The following is a 13900-nucleotide window of genomic DNA, read 5'->3' on the forward strand; positions in this document are numbered from 1 at the left end:
CCACGGGCCTGAATCTCCTCACGGAGTTCGGGCCCGTTTCTTTCGCCCCCACGAAGCACCTGGGCGATGCGGCGGCCGAGCCCATGTCGAGCCTTGGCCGCCGGAGCCTCGGAGCGCCGGAGACACGAAGGGCTCGCACCTCGTTGGAGATGCGAGCCCGTGGGACTTCCGGACAGGGGGACTACGCGGCCAGCGCCTCGCGGCACTTGAGGCACACGTCGCCGCCCTGCCCCACTGCTTCCGAGTACGTCCAGCAGCGCGGGCACTTGTGGCCCAGCGCCGGCTTCACCTCGGCCAGCACCTTCGCGCCGTCGCCGAACACGCGCGTCACGTCCAGCGACGTCGCGTCGATTCCCTCCGCGTCCACCAGCTCCACCTGGCTGGTGATGAAGAGGCCCGGCAGCTCGTCCAGGTGCGCCTTCAGGAACTCCCGCACCGGAGCCGACGCCATCAACAGCACCCGCGCCTCCAGTGACGCGCCAATCCGCTTCTCGCGGCGCGCCGCCTCCAGCACGCCCTGCACCGCCTCGCGCAGCGCGAACAGCTTCGCGTAGCGCTCCGCCAGCGCCGGCTCCAGCTTCGCGCGCGCCGCCGGGAAGCCCGCCAGGAACACGCTCTCCGTCGCCTTGCCCGGCAGGAAGCCCCACGCCTCCTCGGCGGTGAAGCTCATCACCGGCGACAGGAGCCGCAGCAGCACGGAGGCCACCTCGTGCAGCACCGTCTGCGCGCCCCGCCGCGCCTTCCCATCCGTGCGCCACGTGTAGAGGCGGTCCTTCAGGATGTCGAAGTACACCGCCGACAAGTCACCCGCGCAGAAGTCCACCACCGTCGCGTAGACGAGGTGGAACTCGTAGTCCTCGTACGCCTGCTTCACGCGCGTGACGACTTCCGACAGCCGGCCCAGCGCCCACTGGTCCAACGGCAGCAGCTCTTCGTACGGCACCGAGTGCGGCGCCGGGTCGAAGTCATACAGATTGCTCAGCGCGTAGCGCACCGTGTTGCGAATCTTCCGGTAGCCCTCCGACAGGCCCTTGAGAATCTGGTCCGACAGGCGCACGTCGTTGCGGTAGTCGCTCGCCGCCACCCACAGGCGCAGCACCTCCGCGCCGTACTGCTGGATGATTTTCTCGGGCGCCACCACGTTGCCCAGGCTCTTCGACATCTTCTCGCCCTTGCCGTCCACCACGAAGCCGTGCGTGAGGCACGCCTTGTAGGGCGACATGTCGCGAGTCCCCACCGCCACCAGCATGGACGAGTGGAACCAGCCCCGGTGCTGGTCGCTGCCCTCCAGGAAGAGGTCCGCCGGAATCCGCTGCCTGCGCTCCAGCACCGCGGAGAACATGCACGCCGAGTCGAACCACACGTCGAGGATGTCCGTCTCGCGGCGGAACTCCCCATGCCCGCAGCGCGAGCACTTGAAGCCCTCGGGAAGGAAGTCCTTCACCGGCGTGCGGTACCACACGCCCACGCCTTCCTTCTCGACCTGGGCCGCCACCTTCTCCATCAGCTCCGGCGACACGAGCGACTCGTCACAGCCCTCGCAGTACGCGATGCAGATGGGCACGCCCCACGTGCGCTGACGGCTGATGGTCCAGTCCGGCCGCGTCTCCAACATGCCCCGGATGCGGCTGTGCCCCCACGAGGGCACCCACTTCACCTTGTCCACCTCCGCCAGCACCTCCTGACGGAACGTCTTCTCCCCGTGGAACGGCACGTCCATGGGGATGAACCACTGGTACGTCGCGCTCAGGATGATGGGGTTGTGGCAACGCCAGCAGTGCGGATAGCTGTGCGCCACCGTGTCCTTCGCGTCGTTCAACAACGCGCCCTTCTCCACGAGGACGGCGATGACGAGCGGGTTCGCCTCGAACACGCGCTTGCCCGTGAGCGCCTCGCCCACCGTGTCGTCGTAGCGGCCGTCCGGACGCACCGGGTTGTAGATGTCCAGCCCGTAGCGCAGGCCGACCTCGTAGTCCTCCTGGCCATGCCCCGGCGCCGTGTGCACCAGGCCCGTACCGGCATCCAGCGTCACGTGCTCGCCCAGGACGATGCGGCCCCGGCGCTCGTAGAACGGGTGCTGATACGTCAGGTGCTCCAGCTCCGTCCCCTGCGCGTACGCCAGGATTCGCGACGGGTCCACCAGCGCCGCCGCGGACACCTCGCCGCCCGGCAGCTCCACGTGCTTCACCGCCAGCTCGTCCGCCTTCACCTCCGCCAGCACCTTGGGCAACAGGTCCTTGGCCACGCAGATGACGCGCGAGCCCAGTTGGTAGAAGACGTACTCCAGCTCCGGGTTGACGGCGATGGCCAGGTTGGCCGGCAGCGTCCACGGCGTCGTCGTCCAGATGGCGAAGGCGACGTCCTTGCCCTTCAGCGCCGGCACCCGCTCGGCGATTTCAGCTCCGGCCGCGAAGGCCACGTACACGGACGGGGACTCGTGCTCCTCGTATTCGACTTCCGCCTCCGCCAGCGCTGTCTGGTCATACAGACACCAGTACACGGGCTTCTTGCGGCGGTAGAGCATGCCCCGGCGCGCGAAGACGGCCAGCTCGCGGATTTCCTGCGCCTCATAGGCGAAGTCGAGCGTCTTGTAGGGCGCGTCCCACGAGCCGAACACGCCCAGCCGCTGGAACTCCGCCTTCTGGATGTCGATGAACTCCAGCGCGTACGCGCGGCACTGCTCCAGGAAGGCGTCGCGCGACAGGGTGCGCTTGTCCACCTTCTTGTCCTTCAGCCGCTTCTCCACGGCCTGTTCAATCGGCAGGCCGTGCGTGTCCCAGCCGGGGATGAAGTCGCAATGGCGGCCCACCAGGTTGCGGTACTTCACCACGATGTCCTTGAGGACCTTGTTGAGCGCGTGGCCGGCGTGGAGGTGGCCGTTGGCGTAGGGCGGGCCGTCCGGCAGCACGAAGGGCTCACCGGCGGCGTTCTTCTCCAGAATCTTTCCCCAGATGCCCCGCTCCGCCCACCAGCCGAGCATCCTCGGCTCGAGCTGCGCCAGGTTCCCCTTCATCGGGAACTCCGTGCGCGGCAGGTTGACCGAGTCCTTGAAGTCCTTGTCCTGGGTGGGCGTGTCGCTCATGTCGACAGCGCCCGTAACACGCTCGGTGCAGCGCTTCAATCACCCGCGGGCTTCGCGGCATCCTCTGGACCGAGCGTGCGGCGCAGCACCGCGACCGACGTCGTCCCCGTCTTGGGAGTCTGCAGCACCAGCTCCACCTCCTCCGTCTGGGAACGGAAGCGGCGGGGCTCCGCCTGCTTGAAGCCCAGCTTGCCCAGCTCCACGCGATAGAAGGCCTCCACCTCCGCCTCCTTCGCCTTCACCGTGTAGTTGACCGAACGCATCACCTCCAGCTCGCTGGTCAGCACCCCTTCTGCGCCCGCCATCAACGGCGCCACGGAGGACACGGTCTGGGGCGGCCGCGACATGTTGGCCTCGCCCAGATAGAGCGTCGTCGTGCCATCCGGATTCGGCTGGACGATGACGGTGTAGGTGATGAGTCGCTCGGGGTCCACGGCGGTGAGCGTCGCCTCGCGCAACGTCTGCGGCTGGTGCTCGGGGGGGGGAAGGTAGAGCCCCCACTCAATCCACCGGTCCACCATGTGCTGGATGAGGAACTCCGCCTTGTCCGCGCTGCGCACGGCCTTGAGCCGCACCGGAATGCCATCCGCGAGCATCACTCCCGGCATTTCGACGATGTCCAACGTCCGGGGCACGTCCCAGACGAAGGGCTGACGGTAGATGGGCGGCACCTTCATGTCCGGCGGCAGCGACGAGAGCGACGGCTGCGGGAGCGCGGCGGCCTCCTCGTCCTCCTCGCTCGGCAGATAGGCGGACAGCGGCGTGGCCGACAGTGGCGCGGACGGCGCGGGCGGCGGCGTGGCGGCCTTCGGCTTGGGGCTTGCGGCTTTCGACTTCGACGGAGCACCGGCCTTCGGCGCCGGCGGGGCCGACTCGGCTCCCGCTCCCAGCATCAGCAACACCAACAGCGCCTTCATGACCGACCTCGTCTTCCACGTCGCCGCGGGACTTCACCCACCCTACGTCCTCACTGCGCTTCGTCCGGGTCCGGAACCGACTCCGCCTTCTTCTTCCCGCTGGGGCCGTCCTTCGGGCACCGGCTGGAGCAGACCTCGAAGGCCTTCTTGTACTTGTCCGTGCAGCGCGTGGCGCAGGACTGGAACTCACCGGCCTTGTTTCCGGTGACGCTGCCCGTGGGCGTGGGACAGCGCTCCATGCAGCCCTGCAGGCTCTCGCTGCCCTTGGAGGCGCAGGAGGCCTCACATTCCGCGCGGTCGGCCAGCGCGGGCGCGCTTCCCACCAACGCTCCGAGGAGCAGACCCACCACGAGGAAGGGAAGCGAGGCGCGTGTCGTCTTCATGAGAAACCCATCCGTGTCGTCAAACACAGCTAGTTGCAGGACTTGCCGAGGAAACATCCATTGAGGGGCCGCCGCTGCGTGTAGGCATAGCCATACGTCGCGGAGGAGACACCCACCAGCGCACCCGGCGTGGTGGGGAACAGCCCGGAGCCCTTCCACTGGTCCAGGGTGGGAATCTGCATCATGTTCAGCTCCTCACCCGGCGCGCTCATGAAGAAGTAGCGCGAGTTGATGGGCGCGGGGAATTGAAGCACGGCCAGCGGCATCGAGTCCGCCATGTAGGGGATGACGATGGCGGTGGGCAGGTAGGTGCCATACACCGCGCTGTAGAAAGGCAGGTTGGCGCAGGGGATGGGCAGGTAGATGGGGGGATTCATCTCGTACGGCATCTGCCCGAACGGGAGCTGACAGGTGAGGACCTCGCTGATGGGGCTGCCCCCGGCCAGTCCCCAGTCATCCACCAGCATGGAGAAGCTGCCGGCGCAGGTTCCGCCCACCGCGCGGCCCACCGAGCACACCCGCATGCTGGAGAAGCGCGTATCCGCGTGGGGCTGCTGGTAGAGCCCGCCCGCGCCCTGGTCCAGGAAGGACGTGGGGAAGCGGAAGGCGCTCAGCGTCGCCTGCGCACCGCAGCGCGCGGCGCCCTGGTCGCGATACGTCACCTGCGTGGGGATGGTCCCTTCCCACTCAGGGTCGCCGCCCATGTCACAGCGCACGGAGAGGTCCGCGCCCGCCGTGAAGGCCTGGGTGATGCCGGGCGCGTTGTTGATGTGGGACAGGCCATTGAAGTCCGCGTACCGGCGCTCCGCGTCGCGGGCCGCGTCCCGCATCGAGTCCTTCGCCTTGTCGTAGTCCAAGGGGATGGAGTGCATCTGCCGGTGGGTGCCGTTCCACAGCGCGGAGATGGCGGACTCCTGCACCTTCAGCGACAGGTAGCCCACCTCCGCGAAGTGGATGCCGAAGGCGATGACCGTCACCATCAGCGTGGTGCCGATGGCCGCCTCCAGGACGGCCGAGCCCCGGGCGCGGCGACGCGACTGAGTCAGGTGTCTCATTGAATCCCCCGGTAGCCCGCGCCCAGCAGGGCGTCGAAGGTCTCCGCGGCGACGCTCGCCCCCGCGCTGTTCAGCGTCTCGCGCGCGTCAGCCAACCCCTTGCGGTCGATATCCGGGGCCACCAGCGTGGCGCGCCAGTACGGATTGAGGAGGTTGGGCGGCTCCGCCCAGTGGTTGATGCCCAGGCTGCGGCCCCGGTGGTAGTAGGCGATGCCGGTGGACAGCGCCGTCTGGAGCGAGTTGGGCGTGCCGTCCATCATCCGCAGCCCCTGGGTGTTGAACTCGGTGCCAGGGCCCGAGGGCTCGAAGCGGAAGCGGGTGAAGATGTTCCAGGGGTCCGCCACCGTGCGCTGGCTCATGTCCCGCTGCACCACCGCGAAGTTCTTCGGCTGCGCGAAGTTGTTGCCCTCGTTCGTCACGCCCGTGAAGTGGTAGTCGATGAAGGCGGGCCAGATGCCCGGGCAGCTCGAGGGCCCACCGGTGCAAGGCACCAGGAAGTGGACGAAGGGCATGCGGTCGTTGCCACCCGTCCAGGTGTGGCGGAACTGGAGCCCCGAGGCGACCACCTCCGACTTCGCCTCCTGGGTGGTCCCCGGCATCACCAGCGGACAGGGAAGCCCGCCGCCGTTGAGGATGTGCATGTAGAGGGTGTCGACCTCTCCCTCGTCCTGCGCGGTGACCGCGGCCGCATACGGCGGCAGGAGGTTCCACAGGGTCTGCATGCTGAGCGTCTTGGCGGGCTTGTTGAAATACGCGGTGCCCTCGCCCGTGGCGAAGGCGAAGCTCTGCCGCGTCATCATCGCCAGCAGCAACACGCGCACGATGTGCGGCGGGTAGTGCTCCAACTGCCGGTGCGTCACGAAGCGAAAACCCCGGCTGCCCATGGCGGCGTTGACGGCGTGGGCCACGGAGAGCGGCAGCGAGCAGGCCGCGCCATCTCCCGAGCAGGCCAGGCCCCCCTCCAGCTCGTCCGCGTTGACGGACACTCCGCCGGGCGTGAGCCACTCGTTGCGCCCCCGCCCGGCCGCCGCGGCATCCGCGATGTCCTTCGCGAAGGACTGGTCCTTCACGTTGTCCACCAGGTCGCCGAAGGTCTTCTGCTGCGCGGCGTAGATGGCGAGCTGGGCGGTCTGGTGCAGCAGGAGCTGGAGCGCGGCGCGCGTGTCGGCCCCCTGGAAGATGGGGTCGATGCGCCGGTCCTCGTTCTGGTAGGCCCGCTGCAGCGCGCTCAAGTCACTCACGCCCTTGCGGCCACACCTGCACGCGCGCGCACAGGCGCCATTGAAGGGCGCGCAGGCACACAGGATGGTGGCCAGCCGGTAGGGCCACTCGGCGCCCCTGAAGGAGCTGCGGCTGGCGTTGAGGTGGGCGCGGTACAGCGTCGTCCAGGAGATGATGCTCTGCGCGCCCGCCTGGGCCACGGCGTGGCCAATCTGGACGCGGTTGAGCACCGCGATGTTGTTGAAGGTGCGCGCCGTGGCGACGGCGTTGGTGTGCGCGGCGGCATCCGCGACCGTCTGCAGCTCGATTCGTTCCCGCACCTTCATGGAGAAGGAGAGCGTGAGCACGACCATCAGCACGACCAGCAACGTGCCGAGGACGAAGAGCACCATCGTCTGTCCGCGCCGGGGGAGGCGGAGAGAAGAAGGGAGGATGTTCATCGGTTCACCGGGGGCAGTGAGGCTGGGCGAAGAAGCGAGACTTGAGGGGGGTCATCATCCGCATCGTGAAGGTCGTCTCGATGGGGAAGACGTACTGCTGCAACCGCACCCTGCGCTGGAGCTCGTCTCGCAGCGCGGCGCTCAGGGTGAAGGGGTCCGTGAACTCGCCCCGGTTCCAGTTGGCGTTGCGCTCTGCCGCCATCAGGGGGTTGGTGGCCGTGTAGTCCTCGATGCCGAGCTGGGCGAGGAACATCCGCGACATCACCCAGTTGGCGAACGGGATTTTCATCGGGTACCAGTAGACCATCCGCACCTCGAGCTGCCGCAGGTGGCCCGGCTCGTCGAAGTCGCGGTCCTCCGGGCTCGGGACGCCGCCGCCCTGGATGTGGCGGTCAATCCACACGATGGCGCCGTCGTGCACGCCGTCCAGGCCGCTGGAGTAGCGGTTGTCGCGCCGGGCGGCGAAGGCCGCGGCCAGCCGCGCGGGGGCGCTGCTACCGCCACCGTGTTGCACCACGCCCGTGGCGACGGAGTTGCCCAGGAACGAGTGGAACGAAGGAAGCAGCGCCAGGATGGCCGAGTGGGTCATCCGCTCACAGTCGCCATGGGCCACCGAGCCCGCCCGGGTGGCGCGAAATACGGCGTAGTGCGCCAGCACGCGCGCTTGCAGCATCAGGAACAACTGCAACGTGCCCAGCAACAGGAACACCACCAGCGGCAGGGTGATCGCCGCCTCCACCATGGCTTGTCCTGACTGGCCACCATTCCTTCGAGGGTAGGAATTCATGGCAGGACGCATGTTCCAGGGATTTACTCCCCAGAAGACATACGTCAACTTGCCCGTCGCAAAGAGACCGACAGCGCCCGGGCGACGCTACAGCCTGGGCGGGGGGTGTGTCACGTGTGTCACGCGTGTCACGAGGTTCCCCCGGGGCCCGAGCGACCCCAGGGGCCGGCTCAGCGGGGCTTCATGCCCTTGGTGTCGAGCTGATATTTCTTCACCAGCCGCTCGATGGACTTCCTGTGCAGGCCGCTCTCCCGGGCGGCGCGGGAGAGGTTTCCCTCGCAGCGGGTGAGGACGCTGGTGACGTACTCCCGCTCGAAGTTCTCCAGGAGCTGCTCCTTGGCGTCCTTGAAGGAGAGGTGCTCGTTGAACGGCAGCGGCCCCTCGCGGGCCTGTCCGCGCACCCGGGGAGGGAGGCTGGCCGGCTGAATTTCTTCGCCCTCGCTGAACGTGAGCACGTGAGACAGGACGTTCATCAGCTCGCGGACGTTGCCCGGCCACGCGTAGGACATCAGCAGGCTCATGGACTCCGGGGAGAAGCGCTTCTTGCCGTGCTTGAGGACGACCTCCGGATCCGCGAGGGCCCCCTTGAGGATCAGCGGGATGTCGTCGCGGCGCTGGCGCAGGGGCGGCAGCTGAATCGTTATCACCGACAGGCGGAAGTAGAGGTCCTCGCGGAAGTTGCCGGCTTGGATCTCCTTCATCAAGTCCCGGTTCGTCGCGGCGATGACGCGGCAGTTGACCTCGATGACCTCATTGCCGCCCACGCGGCGCACCTCGTGGTTCTCCAGCACGCGCAACAGCTTGGGCTGCAGGTCCAGGCGCAGCTCGCCCAGCTCGTCCAGGAAGATGGTGCCGCCGTGGGCGCGCTCGAAGGCGCCGGGGCGTCCGCTCACCGCGCCGGTGAAGGCGCCCTTCTCGTGGCCGAACAGCTCGCTCTCGATGAGGTTGGGCGGAATGGCGCCGCAGTCGAGCACCTCCATGGGCGACCTGGCGCGGCCCGACAGCTCGTGGATGGCGCGCGCCACCAGCTCCTTGCCGGTGCCCGTCTCGCCCTGGATGATGACGGAGACGTCGAGCGGGGCGATCTTCTTGATGAGCCCGAATATCTGGCGCATCTTCATGCTCTGGCCGACCATGCCGCACAGCTCGCCGTCGCGGTCCGGCTCGATGGTGACTTCCTCATCCAGCGGCGCGAAGGTCAGCACGGACGAGCCCGCGCGAATCTGGGAGCCCGGTGAGAGATAGGCGCGCTCGATTCTGCGGCCGTCCAGGAACGTGCCGTTGGTGGAGCCCAGATCCACGAGCAGATAGCCGCGCTCGGTGAACTGGATTTCGAAGTGGTGGCGGCTGGCGGTGCGGTCCTCCACGAGCACCAGGTCATTGCCCGGATGCGCGCCGCAACGCAGGCGCTCCTTGTCGCTGACGACGGAGCGTCCGGTGTCCGGCCCGGAGGCCACGGCGAGCCGGCACTTGTGGAGCTTCACGGTGGTCCGCGGGTCCACCACGAGCGTCTCCCCCAGCAATGGGGAGTGGGCGAGGTCCAACCCGGCGGCATCTCCGGGGCTGGTGTGGATGTCGTCGGGGTGTGGATCTGTCGCGCTCATCTGCGTCCGAGGATAGCAAACGCGAACCACGTCACCCGCCCCGTCCGGCGGTACATGCTACGCTCGTGTGCTCCGCCCATGTCTCCCCGAAAAATCCAGCAGAAGAAGGCCCCGGCCACGCCAGGGTCCCCGGCACCCGAGCGCCCCGCGCCGCGTCGTTCACGCGTGAAGAAGACCGTGGCCATCTTGTCCCGGAAGCGCTCGCTCTATTCGACACGCCGGCTGGTGTCCGCCATTCGGGAGCGGGGCCACCGGCCGCTGGTGCTGGACACTCTGCGTTGCTGCCTGCTGCTCGCGCAAGGCGCACCGCGCATGACGTACCGCGGTGTGGAGATACGGGGCGTGGACGTCGTGGTGCCGCGCATCGGCGCGTCCATCACCGCCTATGGGCTGGCGGTGGTGAACCACTTCGAGATGATGGGTGTTCCAGTACTCAACCCTCCGTCGTCCATCGCGCGCAGCCGCGACAAGCTGCGCGCGCTCCAGTTCCTGTCGCGTTCCGGACTGGACATCCCTCGCACGTTGATGGCGCATGACCGCAGCAACGTGCGCCGGCTGGTGGAGGAGGTGGGCGGGCTGCCCGTCATCATCAAGCTCATCAAGGGCACGCAGGGCGTGGGGGTGATGATTGCTCACACGCTGCCGGAGGTGCAGACCATCCTCGACACCTTCTGGGACCTGGGGCAGGAAATCGTGCTCCAGGAGTTCGTCGCGGAGAGCGAGGGCCGGGACGTGCGCGCGCTCGTGGTGGGCAGGCGGGTGGTGGGCGCGATGCGTCGCAAGGCGAAGAAGGGCGAGTTCCGCTCCAACATCCACCGCGGTGGTGAAGGGCAGGCAATCGAGCTTCCCCCCGCGTACATGGAAGCCGCGGTGCGGGCCGCGAGCATCATCGGCCTGGAGGTCGCCGGCGTGGACATGCTGGAGGGGCACGCCGGACCCCGGTTGATGGAGATCAACTCCAGCCCCGGCTTCGAGGGACTGGAGGGCGCCACGGGCCGCGACATCGCGGGCGAAATCATCGACCACGCGCTGGCTTACGCCGGTTCGAAGTCCGGGGGTTCACAGGCCTACGGCGAGTAGCGCGAAGGGCTTTCGAGGTTGCTCGCACGCCGTGAAGCAAGCGAGCAGCCTGGGCCAAAGCCACCTCGCATGCTCCTCAGGAACACAGGAATGCATTCAGCGGCCGAGTGTCATGGGGAGTTGGCAGCGGCGCGGCGTGGCCTCTAATCTGGCGGCCCCCCATGAAAACGCTGCACAAGCCGCTGCAGATCACCGTGTACCAGGATGTGCTGTGCTCCTGGTGCTATCTCGCCGACCTGCGCCTGGACGTACTGCGCCAGGAGCTGGGCGAAGCCGTCCGCTGGAGCGTGAGGCCTTATCCGCTTCGCGTGCACGATGTGCTTCCCACGGAGCGCGAGAAGCGCGGCCTCGTGGAAGAAGTGCAGCGCGCGCAACGCGAGTCGGACGCCACCGCGCCGCTGTTGTCCACGGACCTGTGGCTGGGCGGAGACCCGCCCCGCAGCAGCGTGCCGGCACTGGCCGCTCTGGAGGCCGCGCGACTGCAGGGACCGCAAGCGCGGGCCTTCCTCGCGCGAGCCATGCAGCGCGCGGCGCTGGAGCAGGGCGTCAACGTGTCGCGGTCCGACGTGGTGTTCGAGCTGGCGTCGCGCGTGGGCCTGGCGATGAACGAGTTCTCCGCCGCGTTCCGTTCCGAGGAGACGCGCCGGCTCATCCTGGATGAGCACCGCGACGCGGCGATTCGCGGCGTGCGCGGCGTGCCCACGCTCGTCATCGGCGGGCGGTGGATGCTGTGCGGTCTGCGCGAGCTGACCGAGTACCGCGAGCACATCCTGGCCTGCATGGGCCGGGTGGCCACGCCCCGCTCGGGTTCCTCCGAGCGACTGGTGCACTGACTCGACGTCCCGCACCGGGGCCCGCTTCCCTTCGCGGGCCCCGATGAGCAACCCGACGTCAGAAGACTTCTTCCGCGCCCTTGCTCAGCGACAGGTACAGGCCGCAGAGCAGCAGTTGGAAGAAGCCCAGCGCGGGGAGGACGGGCAGACAGCACAGGATGATGCCCACCATGAGGCCGACGCACCCCAGCGCCATGGTGCCGAACATGCCCAGGCGCTGGCCCTTCGCGGCGGCGAAGCAGCGCTTGAGCGTCTCCACCGGACCGGGAGCCTCCTCGTTGGCGATCGCCGGCTGCACGAGCACCAGCGGCATGATGAGCCACATGCCCGGGAAGATGTAGAGCCCGATGCCCACGGCGAACGTCGCCAGGAACACCTGCGGCGACGTGTTCGTCACCGCCCTGGTGAACGACTCCGTGGAGTCCAAGTCCAGTTCGGCGAGCGACACCCCCGACATCCCGACGAACACCGCGAGCGCGACGCCGACACAGAGGATGACGACGGGGAGAATCACCGCGAAAGACAGCAGCATCGTGAGCAGGTAGGGCACCAGCTTGGGGAGCTGGGAGAACATCCGTCCCAGGTCCGCGCGCTGGCCCTGGAGCACGTCCAGGCACATGCGGGTGAAGCCCAGGCCGACCATGCCCTGAATCACATAGGAGGCCACGGTGCCCACGATGGTCGTCAGCACGATGACGGTGGTGCTGCCCGCCATGCCGCCGATGAACGACAGCATCTGGGAGATGAAGCTGCCCATGATGGAGGCCGCGAAGAAGATGACGGCGGCCACGCTGAGCATCACCCACTCGCGCTTGAACCGGTCCCAGCACACCTCCACCAACCCGCCGATGGACCAGTTTCCACGGTCCAATGGGAAGGCGCGGCCCAGGCCCTCGCGCTCGCGACAGGTGGGACAGTGCGCCTGCGCGCCGTGCTCGCTGCACGTGTCGCACATGAAGTTGCCGCAGCGCGTACAGGTCCGCTGCGCGAGGTGATCCGGGTGCAACGGGCACGACGCCCCCCGCCCTCGACCGAAATCCGAATCCGACATGGGTGGCCATCTCCTCGCACGACGGGTCCGGAAGGCCCCGGCGCTCCGGTCGCGCGCACTTCCGCACCTACACCAGCGGGCACGGTGTTCACCAGGGCACAGGCACGGTTAAAGAGGAGGCAGGCGGGCGAGAAGGAGCCGGGCGTGAATTTCCTCCAGGAACGCCCGTCATCAGCCCGTGGTCGCGAAGAGGCACTGGCTGGAAGTGCCCTTCGCACGGGAGACTCGTCACATGCGCCGACTGCTCGCACTCGCCATCCCTCTCGCCCTGATGATGGGGACGGGCTGCTACGCCCACTATCACGGTCCCACCGCCCGCCGCCCCGTGGTGGCCGTGGTGGACTACCGGTTCTCGGGCGACCACCCCATTCCGGACATCGACGGTGGCGGCTGGTGCCCGTACGACCACGTCCACACGCACGGCTACCGCCCGTCCGAGACGCAGTACACCTACACGGACGACGTCTACTACTACCGAGGGCCGACGCTGGTCTGGTACTGGGACTTCCACGTGGATCCGCTCGGGGCGTCCTGCGGCCTGCACGGGCGTCACTCGCACGACTACTACCCGAACGCGGGCCGGGCATACCGCTGGGAGCGCAACCGCGGCTACGTGTATGACCGGACCCACGCGGCCTCCGCGGGCTACGGCTACAGCCGGGCCACGTCTCGCCCGGGCTATCGCGCCCCGGTGACTCGCACCGACAACCGCCCCTCCAACCAGCCTCCTCCTTCCGGTACCGGCTGGGGCACGCAGCCTCCTCGCGGCGGCTCCCGGTATGACCGGGACAACAACGGCGGCGGCGGCTGGGGCAACTCCGGTGGCGGCAACTCGGGTGGCAACAACGGCGGCGGCTACGGCCGGGGCAACAGGGATGATGACCGCGGCGGCTCGCGTCCCGGGCGCGGCCAGGGGCGGGACCGCGATGACGACGACAACAACAACGGCGGCGGCTGGGGCAGCTCGGGTGGCGGAAGCTCCGGTGGCGGATACGGCAACAACGGTGGCGGCACCCCGGGTGGCGGAAGCTCCGGTGGTGGCAGCTCCGGCGGCGGATATGGCAACGGTGGCAGCTCGGGCGGCGGCAGCTCCGGCGGTGGCAGCTCCGGTGGTGGATACAACGGCGGTACGCCTCCGAGTGGCAGTGGCTCCGGTGGTGGCAGCTCCGGTGGTGGCAGCTCCGGTGGTGGCAGCTCCGGTGGTGGCTATGGCCGAGGCAACCGCGACAACGACAGCGACCGTGGAAACAGCAGCGGCGGGAGCACCGGCGGTTGGGGCACCGGTGGCGGACGCGGCAGCAGTGGCAACAGCAGCGGGAGCAGCGGCGGTGGGAGCAGCGGCGGCGGGAGCAGCAGTGGCGGGAGCAGCAGTGGCGGGAGCAGCAGCGGCGGCTGGGGCAGCGGTGGTGGACGCAGCAGCAGCGGCAGCAGCAGCAGTGGTGGAAGC

At 68.4% G+C, this 13900-nt stretch carries 11 protein-coding genes; 3 read left to right on the forward strand and 8 right to left on the reverse strand.

Features of this window, described 5'->3' with window-relative positions; translation table 11 throughout:
• Positions 1 to 181 precede the first annotated feature (181 nt).
• From ileS to G4D83_RS06770, 7 genes are all read right to left on the reverse strand, one after another.
• The gene (ileS, locus tag G4D83_RS06740; protein ID WP_163863798.1) at positions 182 to 3082 is read right to left on the reverse strand and encodes an isoleucine--tRNA ligase; all 2901 of its coding nucleotides are present in this window, start codon (positions 3080 to 3082) and stop codon (positions 182 to 184) included.
• A gap of 35 nt (positions 3083 to 3117) precedes the next feature.
• Positions 3118 to 3999: a hypothetical protein gene (locus tag G4D83_RS06745; protein ID WP_163863799.1), complete on the reverse strand. Its 882-nt coding sequence runs from the start codon at positions 3997 to 3999 to the stop codon at positions 3118 to 3120.
• A 50-nt stretch (positions 4000 to 4049) separates the two neighbouring features.
• The gene (locus G4D83_RS06750; protein WP_163863800.1) at positions 4050 to 4382 is read right to left on the reverse strand and encodes a hypothetical protein; all 333 of its coding nucleotides are present in this window, start codon (positions 4380 to 4382) and stop codon (positions 4050 to 4052) included.
• A gap of 29 nt (positions 4383 to 4411) precedes the next feature.
• Entirely contained in the window at positions 4412 to 5437 is a 1026-nt protein-coding gene (locus G4D83_RS06755; protein WP_163863801.1) for a pilus assembly protein, read from the reverse strand.
• A complete protein-coding gene (locus G4D83_RS06760) occupies positions 5434 to 7050 on the reverse strand; it encodes a pilus assembly protein TadG-related protein (RefSeq protein WP_240356190.1) in 1617 nt (538 codons plus the stop codon). The genes G4D83_RS06755 and G4D83_RS06760 overlap by 4 nt, the downstream gene beginning before the upstream one ends.
• A 52-nt stretch (positions 7051 to 7102) precedes the next feature.
• Positions 7103 to 7840, reverse strand: a complete 738-nt coding sequence (locus G4D83_RS06765; protein ID WP_176436177.1) for a TadE/TadG family type IV pilus assembly protein — start codon at positions 7838 to 7840, stop codon at positions 7103 to 7105.
• Positions 7841 to 8055: 215 nt separating this feature from the next.
• Entirely contained in the window at positions 8056 to 9489 is a 1434-nt protein-coding gene (locus G4D83_RS06770; protein WP_176436176.1) for a sigma 54-interacting transcriptional regulator, read from the reverse strand.
• 78 nt (positions 9490 to 9567) lie between these two features.
• Between G4D83_RS06770 and G4D83_RS06775 the strand changes: the two genes are divergently transcribed.
• A complete protein-coding gene (locus G4D83_RS06775; protein ID WP_163863804.1) occupies positions 9568 to 10569 on the forward strand; it encodes an ATP-grasp domain-containing protein in 1002 nt (333 codons plus the stop codon).
• 161 nt (positions 10570 to 10730) lie between these two features.
• Positions 10731 to 11402: a DsbA family oxidoreductase gene (locus G4D83_RS06780; RefSeq protein WP_163863805.1), complete on the forward strand. Its 672-nt coding sequence runs from the start codon at positions 10731 to 10733 to the stop codon at positions 11400 to 11402.
• 58 nt (positions 11403 to 11460) lie between these two features.
• Here the strand turns inward: G4D83_RS06780 and G4D83_RS06785 are convergent, their stop codons facing one another.
• On the reverse strand, positions 11461 to 12453 hold the full coding sequence (locus tag G4D83_RS06785) for a B-box zinc finger protein (protein ID WP_163863806.1): 993 nt from the start codon (positions 12451 to 12453) through the stop codon (positions 11461 to 11463).
• A gap of 232 nt (positions 12454 to 12685) precedes the next feature.
• Here G4D83_RS06785 and G4D83_RS06790 point away from each other — a divergent pair.
• On the forward strand, positions 12686 to 13900 hold a 1215-nt coding region (locus G4D83_RS06790), incomplete at its 3' end, for a hypothetical protein (RefSeq protein WP_163863807.1).

It is taken from the genome of Myxococcus eversor (assembly GCF_010894455.1).
Lineage (GTDB): Bacteria > Myxococcota > Myxococcia > Myxococcales > Myxococcaceae > Myxococcus > Myxococcus eversor.